Annotated in this window: 12 protein-coding genes; 4 read left to right on the forward strand and 8 right to left on the reverse strand. The window is 62.1% G+C overall.

Annotated elements, in window-relative coordinates; all coding sequences use genetic code 11:
• Window positions 1-22 precede the first annotated feature (22 nt).
• The gene (locus VNX23_RS21390) at window positions 23-670 is read left to right on the forward strand and encodes a YqgE/AlgH family protein (protein ID WP_325633303.1); all 648 of its coding nucleotides are present in this window, start codon (window positions 23-25) and stop codon (window positions 668-670) included.
• Between the two features lie 371 nt (window positions 671-1,041).
• On the opposite strand, the gene VNX23_RS21395 is transcribed toward VNX23_RS21390, so the two are convergent.
• A complete protein-coding gene (locus tag VNX23_RS21395) occupies window positions 1,042-1,929 on the reverse strand; it encodes a TauD/TfdA family dioxygenase (RefSeq protein ID WP_325633305.1) in 888 nt (295 codons plus the stop codon).
• A 214-nt stretch (window positions 1,930-2,143) separates the two neighbouring features.
• Between VNX23_RS21395 and VNX23_RS21400 the strand changes: the two genes are divergently transcribed.
• A complete protein-coding gene (locus tag VNX23_RS21400) occupies window positions 2,144-2,515 on the forward strand; it encodes a CsbD family protein (RefSeq protein ID WP_325633307.1) in 372 nt (123 codons plus the stop codon).
• 112 nt (window positions 2,516-2,627) lie between these two features.
• Here the strand turns inward: VNX23_RS21400 and VNX23_RS21405 are convergent, their stop codons facing one another.
• Together VNX23_RS21405 and VNX23_RS21410 are read right to left on the reverse strand one after the other, a co-directional pair.
• Window positions 2,628-4,364, reverse strand: coding sequence for a DUF459 domain-containing protein (locus VNX23_RS21405; protein WP_325633309.1), 1,737 nt, complete (start codon window positions 4,362-4,364; stop codon window positions 2,628-2,630).
• A 193-nt stretch (window positions 4,365-4,557) separates the two neighbouring features.
• Entirely contained in the window at window positions 4,558-5,955 is a 1,398-nt protein-coding gene (locus VNX23_RS21410; RefSeq protein ID WP_414643045.1) for a lytic murein transglycosylase, read from the reverse strand.
• A gap of 380 nt (window positions 5,956-6,335) precedes the next feature.
• Here VNX23_RS21410 and galU point away from each other — a divergent pair, with 380 nt between their 5' ends.
• Entirely contained in the window at window positions 6,336-7,211 is an 876-nt protein-coding gene (galU, locus tag VNX23_RS21415; RefSeq protein ID WP_325633311.1) for a UTP--glucose-1-phosphate uridylyltransferase GalU, read from the forward strand.
• A 116-nt stretch (window positions 7,212-7,327) separates the two neighbouring features.
• Here galU and VNX23_RS21420 read toward each other — a convergent pair whose 3' ends face one another.
• Window positions 7,328-8,824: a diguanylate cyclase gene (locus VNX23_RS21420; protein WP_325633313.1), complete on the reverse strand. Its 1,497-nt coding sequence runs from the start codon at window positions 8,822-8,824 to the stop codon at window positions 7,328-7,330.
• Between the two features lie 257 nt (window positions 8,825-9,081).
• On the opposite strand from VNX23_RS21420, the gene VNX23_RS21425 reads away from it, so the two are divergent.
• Window positions 9,082-9,336, forward strand: coding sequence for a DUF7662 domain-containing protein (locus VNX23_RS21425; protein ID WP_325633315.1), 255 nt, complete (start codon window positions 9,082-9,084; stop codon window positions 9,334-9,336).
• A gap of 103 nt (window positions 9,337-9,439) precedes the next feature.
• Here VNX23_RS21425 and VNX23_RS21430 read toward each other — a convergent pair whose 3' ends face one another.
• The 4 genes from VNX23_RS21430 to VNX23_RS21445 are packed head-to-tail and all read right to left on the reverse strand — an operon-like array spanning window position 9,440 to window position 11,794.
• Window positions 9,440-10,390, reverse strand: coding sequence for an SDR family NAD(P)-dependent oxidoreductase (locus tag VNX23_RS21430; RefSeq protein ID WP_325633317.1), 951 nt, complete (start codon window positions 10,388-10,390; stop codon window positions 9,440-9,442).
• A 9-nt stretch (window positions 10,391-10,399) separates the two neighbouring features.
• Window positions 10,400-10,663: a hypothetical protein gene (locus VNX23_RS21435; RefSeq protein ID WP_325633319.1), complete on the reverse strand. Its 264-nt coding sequence runs from the start codon at window positions 10,661-10,663 to the stop codon at window positions 10,400-10,402.
• The gene (locus VNX23_RS21440) at window positions 10,660-11,286 is read right to left on the reverse strand and encodes an SDR family NAD(P)-dependent oxidoreductase (RefSeq protein ID WP_325633321.1); all 627 of its coding nucleotides are present in this window, start codon (window positions 11,284-11,286) and stop codon (window positions 10,660-10,662) included. Before VNX23_RS21440 ends, VNX23_RS21435 begins: the two co-directional genes overlap by 4 nt.
• A gap of 25 nt (window positions 11,287-11,311) precedes the next feature.
• Window positions 11,312-11,794 carry a cytochrome b gene (locus tag VNX23_RS21445; RefSeq protein ID WP_325633322.1) on the reverse strand — a complete coding sequence of 161 codons (483 nt, stop codon included), beginning with the start codon at window positions 11,792-11,794 and terminating at the stop codon, window positions 11,312-11,314.
• Between the last annotated feature and the right edge of the window lie 247 nt (window positions 11,795-12,041).

The raw sequence follows: 12,041 nt of genomic DNA on the forward strand, positions 1-12,041 counted from the left end.
AAAGGCACGAGGTTCCCAGCGGATGGACCCTGAAGGCAAAAGACCGGGTTTGGTTCGCCGCGAATCCGCCGGCACTGGCGGTGAAGGGGAGGGCCGTTACCTCGACGGTCAGTTGCTGATCGCGATGCCCGTGATGGGCGATCCCCGCTTTGAGCGTTCGGTGATTTATCTCTGCGCCCATTCGGCCGAAGGCGCGATGGGCATCATCGTCAACCGGCCCGCGGGCAGCATCGACTTTCCGGGATTGCTGGTGCAGCTCGAGATCATCAAGAAAGCCGATCAGATCAAGCTTCCCGAGAATGCCGAGACCATGCGTGTCTTGAAGGGCGGCCCGGTGGAGACGGGGCGCGGTTTCGTGTTGCACTCGAGCGATTTCTTCATCGAGGATGCGACGCTGAGGATCGACGACGAGATCTGCCTCACCGCGACCGTCGACATCCTGAAGGCGATCGCGCGGGGCGCTGGCCCCAAACATGCCGTGCTCGCGCTCGGCTATGCCGGGTGGGCGGCCGGGCAGCTGGAAAGTGAAATCCAGGACAATGGATGGCTGCATTGCGACGCCGATCCCGATCTGATCTTCGGCGACGATATCGAGGAAAAATATAACCGCGCGCTGCGCAAGATCGGGATCGATCCCGGCATGCTGTCGAACGAGGCCGGCCACGCGTAGGTTTGGGCCGTCATGGCGGACAGGATGAAGTTTTGTCGAGCTGGAGCGGCATCGAAGGTGTTACCTCTCCCCTTGCGGGAGAGGCATAGGCCGCCTAGGGCGGCCGTCATTTAGAGGACGCCGAAGCAAAGCTTCGGCTACGTCGCAGCTTTAGATGCGATCCGGGTGAGGGGTTTACCCGCCGAAAATTTCCATTTTGAGTGCTCGGACAGTGACCCCTGATCCGGCGCGGACTTCGCATGGCCGATGCAAAGCATCGGCGTCCTAAAAGAACGGCGGCCGCAGGCCGCCTATGGCCACCTTCTCGCGCAAGGGGAGAAGGAAGGGCGGTTGCAGCCTCCGCTGATTCAACCATGAATCATCGCGCCAACCTACTCCGCCGCCTGCTGCGCCACCGTGGGCTCGGTGCCGGCGACCGTAGCACGCCGCATGTCGCGCGGCTGCGACTGATCGTAACGGCGAACGCGGTGCATGGTCTGGCGGTTATCCCACATCACGAGGTCGTGCACCGTCCATTTGTGGACATGGACGAACTCCCTCTGCGTGGCATGCTCGGTGAGGTCGCGCAGCAACAGCCGCGCCTCCGGCACGCTCATGCCGAGGATCGCGCCCGCATGCGACGACAGATAGAGCGACTTGCGGCGATGCACAGGATGGGTCCGCACCAGCCGTTGCCGCACCGGCTTGAACATCTGCCTTTCCTCTTCGGAGTAATCGACAAAGCCGAGCGATCCCCGCGAATACATCAGCGAATGCTCGCAGATCAGATCCTCGATCTCCGCCTTGGTCTCCCCGTCGAGCGCGTCATAGGCCGCGCGCATGTCGGCGAATTCGGTGTTGCCGCCGTTCGGGTTCACCACTCGCGCCGACAGAAGCGAGAATTTTGCCGGTATAGCCCGAAACGAACTGTCGGAATGCCACAGACAGTTGCCGAGATTGAACAAATGGGTGCGGTGATCGCGCGGCAGCGGCTTGCCGTCCTTGCCGAGATTGGAAACATCGTTCAGTCCCGAGGAGAGCCGGTAATCTTCCTTCCTGGTCACCGTTCCGCCGCGCGAGGTCTCGCGCTCGCCGAAATTGAGCGCAAACGCCAGTTGCTGCTCGTCCGTGATGTCCTGGTTTGGGAACAAGAGTACCGCGTATTCGTCCATGCCTGCTTCGATGTCGCGTGCCTCCTGCGGCGTCAGCGGCTTTCGCAGATCGACGCCGGAGACTTCTCCAAAGAAATGCGGGTGAAGCTTTCGGATCGTCACGGACATGGGGTCCTCTCCCTGATCGGCCTGCAGCTTGTTCCGCCGCATGAAACAGAGGCTACTCGCCGACCTCTTCAAGTCAACGGCTCGACATGGTCGTCGGCTCTGCCAACGTAGGAGAAGCAAGGAACCTGAACGGGCTTCGCCGGGTTACTTCGCTGAAATGAACGCGGGGCGCCGGCCCAGCGGTATCAACACACGGAAACAGGGAGTGACCGCGATGGACAAGGATCGAATCGTCGGTTCGGCAAAGGATGCCGCTGGAAAGGTCGAGGGTGCCTTCGGTGAGGCGACCGGTGATGCTCAAACCCAGGCTGCCGGTCGGGTGCGAGAGGCGGCCGGTTCGGTGCAGAATCTTTTTGGCCAGGCCAAGGATGCCGCGCGCGACGCAGGCGAAGCTGCCGTCGACTACGCCAGGGGCGCCTACGATCAGAGTGGCGAAACCTTGCGCGGCGGCACGCAGGCCGTGGCAAAGACAGTGCAGGACAATCCGCTCGGCTCGCTCCTGCTTGCAGGTGGCATCGGCTTTGCGCTCGGCCTCCTGATGACGCGCCCGCGCCGGCCGCCGCCGCGCTGGCGCTACTACGGCTGAGGCGCAAGCTGCTCCAGACTTCACGCCATGTGCCCAACTTGATTGCTGAAGGACGATGCTTGCCGCGAGCGCTGACATCAGCGCTCGTGGGCTTTTTGCCGAAAGAACGGGCCTATCGCGTCAGGTTGCCATTAGCTGGCGGCGCCTGCTGCGCCGGCGGCGCGGCTGCCGAGCGCCCGACATTGGCCGGCGGTCGCGGCACGCCTTGGGTGCGCGGCGAAGGTTGCGGTTGACGCGCCGGCGGCGGGCTTCCGAAGCCGAAGAAATTCCCGAACGTCGGGGCAGCCGATTGAACCGGCGGGGCCGGTTGAGCCGGCGTGGGGGCGGCCGGCTGGACCGAATTCGGCTTCTTTGGCTTCTGGGCCGGGGCGGGCGCTGTTGCCGCAGGCGTGCCGTCGGGAGTGATGGCAGCTACCGGCGTTTCGCCCTTGACCTGCTCGCGTCCGACCTCGCGCCGCGGCCAGGCAAAGTCATCGGCGCGGCCCGCCGGTGCTGCCAGCGGCTCGCCTTTGACGAGGGTTTTCGCCACCAGTGTATCGACCGCGGCCGGGCGCGATCCCGGACCACCGAGCAGTTGATCGGTGCCGACGGAGGAAGCGACCAGCGGCAGGATCGGGCCCGCGAGCGGACGCGGTGCTGGCTGTCCGGGCTGCGCGTTGGCATCTGGCGTCAGCGGCTCGGTCGGCAGCATGAACGGCGCCGAGCGCCCCGCCAGCAGGCGCGTGATCTCGCGCTCGACATAATGGGCGAGCTTGCGCGCGCCGGGCTTGGTGAAATACACGCCGTCATAGGAGCGCAGGCGGCGGATCTGGCCCTCGAAGTCGGGGCCCTGTTGCAGGAAGCGACCGGCCTCGTCGACGAACCCGTCCCAGACATCGACATAGGTGATGCCGGCCTTGGCCGAACCCTCGCGGTAGAGCGAATCCAGAAACAGCGCGTCCGACGTCGCCTTGGCGCCGCGCACCGCCGGCAAGCCGACCCACAGCACCGGCACGCCCTTGGTTTTCAGGATCGCGAGCATCTCGTCGATCTTCTTGTTGTAGGGTTCGACCCATCGTTCGTCGCGGAACTGGACCAGGCCAGTGGGCGAACGCGAGCTTCTTTCCGGCGTGACGTTCGGCTGGCTCTCGCCCTTCTCCTCATCGTCGGCCAATTCGGCATCGGCTGCCTTGTCGTCGGGCTTGGCAGCGGCATCGGCCGCGTCGTCGCTCTTGCCCGCGGGCCTGGTTTCGCCGGGCTTATCGCCGGACCTGGAATCCGGTTTGGCGCGGGCATCCTTCTTGTCGCCCTTTTTGTCGCCCGGCTTGGCGTCGGATTTCTCTGCCGCCACCTCGCGCATGGCGATGCGGTCGTTGAGACCGAGCATGACCACGATGATGTCGGGCTTTTCTGCCGCAAGGATGGTCTTGGCCGCGGCCGCCCAGTCCGCCGGTTCGCCCTTGGGCTGATATTGGATGAGGCCGGAGACGGTCTTGTGCCGCCGGATCACGCCCATGTCCGGCTGCTCGGCATAGGCATCCTCAAGACCATAAGCGAGCCAATCCGCCATGGAATCGCCGAGCACCAGAACATTGCGTTCGGGGATGGTGTCGCGCTTGGCCGGCGGCGGCGCTTTGGAAAAATCCTCGACTCGCCTCGGCTGCTGCTGTTGCTGAAATGGCGCAAAGAAGTCGCGGCCGAACCAGCTCCGTTGGTTTTGCTGCTGCGATTGGCCCGGCGGGCCGCCGAACCAGTTCCACTGCGCGGACGCAGGCGCCACCACAGCGACCAAAAGAGCGATCGCAGCGGCCAACGCGACCATCGGGCCGCCTTCAGTAAACAAGTGCAAAAAGGACTTTTTCCTCGGCATGCGGCCCAATCGCATCGTGTGGTTCGAACGGTAGCTAGGATAACTGAATTCGACCGTAAGCGGACACATTTCCTGCGCCCGGAGGCGGCCGTCACCAGCTACCTTAGAACGCTTAATACGGCCAGGTTGTGCCGGGAACCGGATTTCGTGCGGTAAACAAACAGGATTACTTTCGAGGCCGGATGCCCCGGAATCACCGTCCTCGCAGCCGCTCGAGCACTTCCGAGGAGGCAAACCCGTCGGCCGGGGCGCCGACCGAGGCCTGGAAGCCGCGCAGCGCCTCCCTGGTTTCGCCGCCGAACTGGCCGTCCGGGGTGCCGCGATAGAACCCGCGCTGCGCCAGAAGCTGCTGCAATTCCAGCCGCTCGGCACGCGACAATTCCCGCTCCTGCCGCGGCCAGGGTTGCACGAAGGGCGGGCCGCCGCGCAGCCGGTCGGCGAAATGGCCGATCGCGAGCGCATAGGCCTCCGCCGGATTGTATTTCATGATCACGCGGAAATTCTGCAGCATCAAAAAGCCCGGTCCCTCGGCACCCGCGGGCGCCAGCAGATAGGCCTTGTCGGTGGAAGCCGGGAATGGCTGACCATTGGCGCGCGTGATGCCCAGGTGTTCCCACTGCGCGAATGTCATGCTCCTGGCCCGATCCGCCAGCATGTAATTGAAACCCTTCGGCACCACGACTTCGTAGCCCCAGCCTTTGCCGGTCTGCCAGCCGTCCTTCTTCAGGTTGTTGGCCGTGGAGGCGATCAGATCGGCGGGATTGTCGACTACGTCGCGCCGGCCGTCGCCGTCGGCATCGACCGCATAACGCTTGAACGCCGTCGGCATGAACTGGGTCGGCCCGAACGCGCCCGCCCAGGAGCCGCGCATCTGCTCGGGGCGCAAATCGCCGTGGTGAAGGATTTCGAGCGCGGAGAGGAACTCATCGCGGAAATATTTCTGGCGGCGGCCGATGCAGGCCAGCGTTGCGGTGGACTGCAGAACGCTGCGATCGCCGATCTGGGTGGAGTAGTTCGACTCGATGCCCCAGATCGCAGCGATCACGTGGCGGTCTACGCCATAGGCCTTCTCCGTCGCGTCGAACTGTACCTTGTATTTGGCAAGGATCTCCCGGCCCTTGGCGAGGCGGTTGTCGTTGACGAGGATATCCAGATAGTCCCAGATCGACTTGGTGAATTCGGGCTGCGAATCCATCAGATCCATGATGCGCAAATCGGGCGCAAGGCCGGCGCTAAACCGCGCAAAACTGTCCTGCGAGATGTTGCGTCGCGCCGCGTCCGGCCACATCGAGGCGATGCAATTGTCGAAATTCGCCGCCGCCTCGCGGATCGCGCTCGCCGTCATCAGGGGATGGCCGGAGGCGCCGTCCTCGCCGCTCCACGGCCGCGGCCCGGCGCTCGCGGAGGCCGGTGGCGTGGGCACCGCTTGCGGGGTTTGGCTTGCTTTCGACGACGAGCCGCCGAAGATGTTACCGAGAAAGTCGAGCGGCCCGCTCGATTGCGCGCGCGCTTGTCCCACCCACAGCAGCATCGCCGCAAGCAGTACTGTGCCCGCTCGTTTCCTCGCCGGCCTTGTTGCTGGTCCTGTCATGTCGCACCCGAAAGGCATTCAGGCAGCAGGCCTGGAGCTCCGATTGCGAAGTTCGCAAGCTATCGCGGCGACCTCTGATGCGAACTTCGGAATCAAAGGAGCTCCAGCAACTTGTTGATTTGAGTAGCGGCTTCGAATTTGAAGTTCCTATCACGAACTCGCGGCGATACCGATAGGAACTTCAAATTCGCCGCACTGGTAACGGTTTCCAACAACTTAACAAAGGCGGAATTTTTGCGTCAGGCGGCTTTGGGGTGAAAAAAGAGCGCCTGGCGCGGAAACCTTTATCTCACATCCGCCTTTGTTCTCGGCCGCAAAGCGGCTACTAGTGCGATCAAAATCTGCTTTCTTTCCGCCCTCGCAACCCAGTCCCGATCCCGATGAAAATCCGCAAAGCCGTCTTCCCAGTCGCCGGTCTCGGCACCCGCGTCCTGCCAGCCACCAAGGCTATGCCAAAGGAAATGCTCACCATCGTCGACAAGCCGCTGATTCAGTATGTCGTCGACGAAGCCAGGGAAGCCGGCATCGAGCATTTCATCTTCGTCACCGGCCGCAACAAGGGCGTGATCGAGGATCATTTCGACCGGATGTTCGAGCTCGATGCCACGCTTGCCGCGCGCGGCAAGAAGGCGGAGATGGAGATCCTGGCACGCGATCAGCCGGAAGCCGGCGCGATGAGCTTCACACGGCAGCAGGCGCCGCTCGGGCTCGGCCACGCGGTGTGGTGCGCGCGCGACATCGTCGGTCACGAGCCGTTTGCGGTGGTGCTGCCCGATGAGCTAGTGCTCAACACGCCGGGATGTCTGGCGCAAATGATCGAAGCGGCGGCACGGCTCGACAAGAACTCCAACCTGATCGCGGTGGAGGCCGTGCCCGATCATCTCACCCACCAATACGGCATCTGCGGCGTCGGCAAGCGCGACGGCAATATTTTCGAGGTCGACGGGATGGTGGAAAAGCCGCGCAAGGGAACTGCGCCATCGAACCTTTCGATCACCGGGCGCTACATCCTGCAGCCGGAAATCTTCAATGTCCTGGAAACCCTGGAACATGGCGCCGGCGGCGAAATCCAGCTCACCGATGCAATGATTGGCCTGGCGAAAAAGCAGAAATTCTATGGCGTCGAGTTCAAGGGCGAGCGGCACGATTGCGGCTCGAAGGCCGGATTCCTGCGCGCCAATATCGCTTACGCCATGGCACGGCCCGAGCTGCGTGACGGACTTCGCGCCGATCTGAAGAAATATCTGGGCAAGTGACGACGGGAGCGCCCAAGCTCACGTCGTCATTCCGGGGCGATGCGAAGCATCGAACCCGGAATCTCGAGGTTCCGGGTTCGGCTTTACGAGCCGCCCCGGAACGACGGAACAGCCCCTCAGGCCACCAGCGACAAATTCGAGGCGCCCGCAAGCACGCATCGATTGCGGCCACTGGCCTTGGCCGCGTACAGCGCCTGATCGGCGGCCTTCACCAGCCGGTTCCAGTCGGCGGAGCCGCCGGGTACGAGGCTCGCAACCCCGACACTGACGGTGGTGATCGCGCTCTCGCCACACCATTGCTCGACCTTCAGGCGGATGGTTTCGGCCACCCCGAGAGCCTCGGCAGGCGAGAGTCCGGGCAACAATATCGCAAATTCCTCGCCGCCATAGCGCGCCACACAATCGCCGGCGCGCTGCACCGAATCCGAAATGCAGATCGCAATCCCGACCAGCAGCTCGTCGCCGGCCTGGTGTCCGAAGGTGTCGTTGTAGGTCTTGAAATAGTCGGCGTCGATCATGAGCAATGCGACCGGCTTCCTCTGCCGTGCCGCGCGCCGCCACTCGGCGTCGATCACGGCATCGAACTTGCGCCGGTTTCGCAGGCCCGTCAGCGCATCGGTCGTGGCAAGTTCCTCGAGCTTGTCCTCGGCGGCGGCGCGGCGCCCGATTTCGCGGGCCAGAAACAAGGTCACCCCGAGCACGAAAAGAATCAGCGCCGACATCAGCGCGCCGATCCGGGTCATCTCCATGCGCCAGAGTTCGTAGATATCGCTCCACTGCTTGCCCACGAGAACGACGAGCGGCCTTGTGCTGTCACGCCAGACATAAAGCCGCGGCCGATGGGTCGAATAGGAAATTCCCGTATACGATCCGCTCGGCTCCGACATCACACGTTTCACGGTGGGTAGATCGCCGAGGTTCTTGCCGATCATATCCAGATCGAACGGCGTGCGCATGATCACGGTGCCGTCCTTGCGAAAAACCGAGATGATGTCGTTGGGGCCGAGTTTCAGGCGGCCGAACAGCTCATGAAAATAGCTGAAGCGGATCGAGCCAGCGACCACGCCGAGAAAACGTCCATCTTCGCCGGTGATGCGCCGGCTGAGCACGATGGCATAAGCGCCGTGGTGCAGTATCGGCCGGCTGATGAAAAGCCCAAGGTCGGGATTTTGGAGGTGAATTTTGAAATATTCCTCGTCGCTGCGATCTTCAGGGATCGGGTCCAAGGTCGATGCGTCGACGGTCAGTCGTCCCGCGGCATCGAACACCTGGATCACGCCGAAATGTTTCGCGGTCGCCGCGTGATCGAACAGGATCAGTTGCCGGAGCGGCCTGCTGACCTGATTGATCTCCGGCAACTGCATGTCGGTGGCGACATCACGCAGCGACAGATCGTATAGCTCGACGTTGCGGCCGATATCCGCATCAATGCTCGATGCGAGATTCTCGAGCGCCTGACGCGCCAGCTCTTCCTCGCCCCGCCGCATCTCCAGCATCACGCTGACGCAGATGGCGGAAAAGCCGATCACAGTGACGAGCGCGAACACGATCAGCAGCTTGGCTGACAGCCGCCACGGTCGACTGGCTCCATCTCTGCGCTTTGCGAATGGCATTTTCCTGCTCCCGGGGCAGTCAGCGTTGCACCCGGAATGGTTGCGGTTGGCTTAAATGACAATCGCGAGCCCAGTGCTTGGGTTAATGCTTCGTTGCCGGAGGCAGGATGCCGGAGACGGCGAGCCACGATCGCTGCCGCCGAAAGTTGACCACGGTTTTGCGCCGTGCTCTGAACCATGAATTGGGGAGCATCGCCCAACCTCTCCGACGTCGACGCCGGGATGGCCTGGCGGGATCATTCGAGCCGGGAAAGCAAGTGAACGACTACAACGCGCTGCGCGACTATCTGGCGAAACAGAAGCTCCCCGAACTGGTTCTGAGTTTCGAACAGATCGAGGAGATCATCGGCGCTGCGCTGCCGCGCGCGGCGCAGCGGGCGTCGTGGTGGGAGACCTTGCGCAGCCCGCAGGAAAAGATGCCGCAGCGCGAAGCCTGCCTTGCCGCCGGCTACATCGCCACGCGGCTGCCGGACGGCAGGCACGTCCGGTTCGACCGGATGAAGGTGAGATAAGCTCGCGCAACCGTCGATAACCGGGAAGGGACGATGAAAGCGGTCTTTCTCACTGGCCATACTGGAAACGAGGTCGGTTGCGCTCTGGTTGGGAGTTCCAGCGTTATGGCAAGGCCAGCGCCTCGTCCGTTATTTTCGCCAATCCCTTTGCTTGTTGCCAGACCGTCCTTGCTTTGGTTGCGTCCCGCGACTCTGCCGAGGAAAGGATTTCCTTGAAGCCGTCAAAATAACGGCCGCTGATGCCTTCGAATTTTGCATCCGTAACGAGTCCACCAAGCCCTCGCGCGGCTTCATCTTCCGTTGAAAGATGTGATCCCATGAACCTCACGAATGGCGTGGACGTCAGCGCGAATTTCATGATTTTCCTTCGAAGCGGCGGCGCTTCGTTGCTAAACTCCGTCGTTGGCACTACGCCGGGGGACCAGGAATTCACGGTGTTGCCTTTTATTCCCTGTCCCGTCAGTCTGCGATCCAGTTCGAGAGCGCACATCATTGCAAACATTTTGGCCGTGCCGTAACGCGCCATCGGACTCATTTTAGCGAATATTCCTCGGCCGTAAGCCGCATCTTCGGCCGCGCCGAACTTCGGCGAGGCAATTTTTCCCATTTTCGTAGCCGCCGGGTCGTGCAGGTCGCTCGATACAAAAACAATGCGCGCCGGTGCCAGCATTTTCCCGACCAGAAGGCTGGTGAGCGCGAAATGGCCGAGGAAATTCAGTTGAAAAATATGTTCGAAGCTATCTTTGGAAAATTCCAGGGACTTGGCCTTCATGTTGATGCCGCCAGCATTCAGCACGAGGCCATGCAACGGCGGCAGCTCCTGCTTTTCGAGAGAGGCAGCAAAATCTCTTATGGACTGCAATGAAAGCAAGTCGAGGGGCAAGGTGCTGACGGACGCTTGTGGATGAATTTTTCGAATTTCCTCCAAGGCAGCTTCAGCCTTTGCGGAGCTCCTGCAAGCCAGGACAACCTGCCAGTCGGAATGGCCGGCGATATACTTTGCGGTAGCAAAGCCAATGCCCGCATTAGCTCCCGTGATAACAACCGTCTTCATGTGCCAACCCTACGAACCCGCAGACGCGAGCGCCGTCTGGCCCAAGGCCGATTGGGCCAGCGCTTCGCTCAAGGCCCAGAGCCGCTCGCCCTCCTCCCGATTCTGCAGATTCCGGGATAAAGGCAGACGCTTGAACTTACCGACCATCGAGAACAACGCCCCGGATTCACCTTCGAACTCCTCGGCCAACAACAACTTCAACGCCGCTGCAGCGGGCACATCCGGCGTACGAGAAATCAATCGATGGATCACATGACGCACCATCAGCTTCATCCATAGCGGCATTTCGCTGTCGATATTCGTTTGGTCGGACCGGGGTGAAGGCATGAAATCGTGACCGACGGACGCTGAGCGGAGACGGTCAGTCGGCGCGCCAGTTCGACGGCAAAGACGTCGTTAGCATAGTGAAACTGCTTGAACGCCCTGATCATCGCGAAGTTCGTCGTCAGATTGACGTCGTCGTAGTGAATCGTCCCCTCAAACCCGGGATGGGCGACCATGACGATCCGCGCCGGTTTGCCTGGCTGACCTGCGGCCTGGAGAGCCGGAAGGAGGCGAACGGTCAACATGAACCGGCTCAGGTAATTCGTCGCAAAGTTCGACTCGATGCCTTCGGCCGTTACCAAATGGCGACCCCGTACGACGCCCGCGCTGTGCACCAGGTAGTGCATTGCGGGCCATCCCTTTGCGACCTCATCGCCGAGGCGGCGCGTCTGCCGCATCAGGCTCAGGTCCGCCTGGACAAAATCAACGTCTTTATTGCCGGAGAAGGCGCGAATCTCCTGTTGTGCCCGGGCGCCCTTCTCGGCATCGCGACCGACGATGATCAATCGGGCGCCTCGTCGAGCCATCGCGCGGGCGATTTCTTTTCCGACTCCGTCGGTGCCGCCGGTCACCAGCGCCACCCTGCCGTTCAACTGCTCAATCAAGGTCGGGTCTCCTTCGTTCGACTTCGATCCTGGGGTAGCGCCTTCCGAACCACATCCGGCCGAGCAACCCGTCCCGAAGAATGAAGGTGTGATAGAGAGCAGCAACCACATGCAGCGCGATCAGCGCCATCAACAGGCGGGAAATCACGTAGTGGACCGGGCGCATGGGAAATACCCAGAAGTCAGCCGGCAGCGCACCGTGACCGCCGAACAGGACATCCGGCAAGCCGGCTTGCAGCGCCAGGGTGAGGCCGCTGGCCGCCTGGCAGAACACCAGCACATAAAGCATGCGATGTGAGAGCCAGGCCACCCGGTCGAGTACCGGACTTCCGGTTGACGCTCGCGCCGGGTGCGCCGTCCGCACACGCACGACCAGTCGGAGCAACATCAGGACGACGAGCAGAGTGCCGCCGGCAAGATGCTGGCGTAGCCCGTCGACTTTCATCGGGTCGGTGTTCGGGATCTTGACCAGCACCAGGGCGCCCCCGCCAGCGCGATGGTGAACAGCACGGCGAGCAGCCAATGCGTGGCCACCAACAACGGATGATATCTGATGACGCGTTGAATGTTCGACCTCCGTCCCCGATGCGCAACGATCTGTGAATTGCATGCCGCACGTGGGCCGCCTGCATTCCCCGATTTCCACTATACAGCCGTCGCGCACGAAAGTAAAATTCAAATTTACATTTGAAATATCACTTTACGGATACCGGATTCCCGCG

The organism is Bradyrhizobium sp., assembly GCF_035570375.1.
Classification (GTDB): domain Bacteria; phylum Pseudomonadota; class Alphaproteobacteria; order Rhizobiales; family Xanthobacteraceae; genus Bradyrhizobium.

Bases quoted from the DNA above. Each gene is read 5' to 3' on its own strand.
- VNX23_RS21400 (WP_325633307.1), top strand. From the start codon at position 2,144: ATGGACAAGGATCGAATCGTCGGTTCGGCAAAGGATGCCGCTGGAAAG.
- VNX23_RS21395 (WP_325633305.1), bottom strand. From the start codon at position 1,929: ATGTCCGTGACGATCCGAAAGCTTCACCCGCATTTCTTTGGAGAAGTC.
- VNX23_RS21405 (WP_325633309.1), bottom strand. From the start codon at position 4,364: ATGCCGAGGAAAAAGTCCTTTTTGCACTTGTTTACTGAAGGCGGCCCG.
- VNX23_RS21420 (WP_325633313.1), bottom strand. From the start codon at position 8,824: ATGCCATTCGCAAAGCGCAGAGATGGAGCCAGTCGACCGTGGCGGCTG.
- galU (WP_325633311.1), top strand. From the start codon at position 6,336: ATGAAAATCCGCAAAGCCGTCTTCCCAGTCGCCGGTCTCGGCACCCGC.
- VNX23_RS21410 (WP_414643045.1), bottom strand. From the start codon at position 5,955: ATGACAGGACCAGCAACAAGGCCGGCGAGGAAACGAGCGGGCACAGTA.
- VNX23_RS21390 (WP_325633303.1), top strand. From the start codon at position 23: ATGGACCCTGAAGGCAAAAGACCGGGTTTGGTTCGCCGCGAATCCGCC.
- VNX23_RS21430 (WP_325633317.1), bottom strand. From the start codon at position 10,390: ATGAAGACGGTTGTTATCACGGGAGCTAATGCGGGCATTGGCTTTGCT.
- VNX23_RS21435 (WP_325633319.1), bottom strand. From the start codon at position 10,663: ATGAAGCTGATGGTGCGTCATGTGATCCATCGATTGATTTCTCGTACG.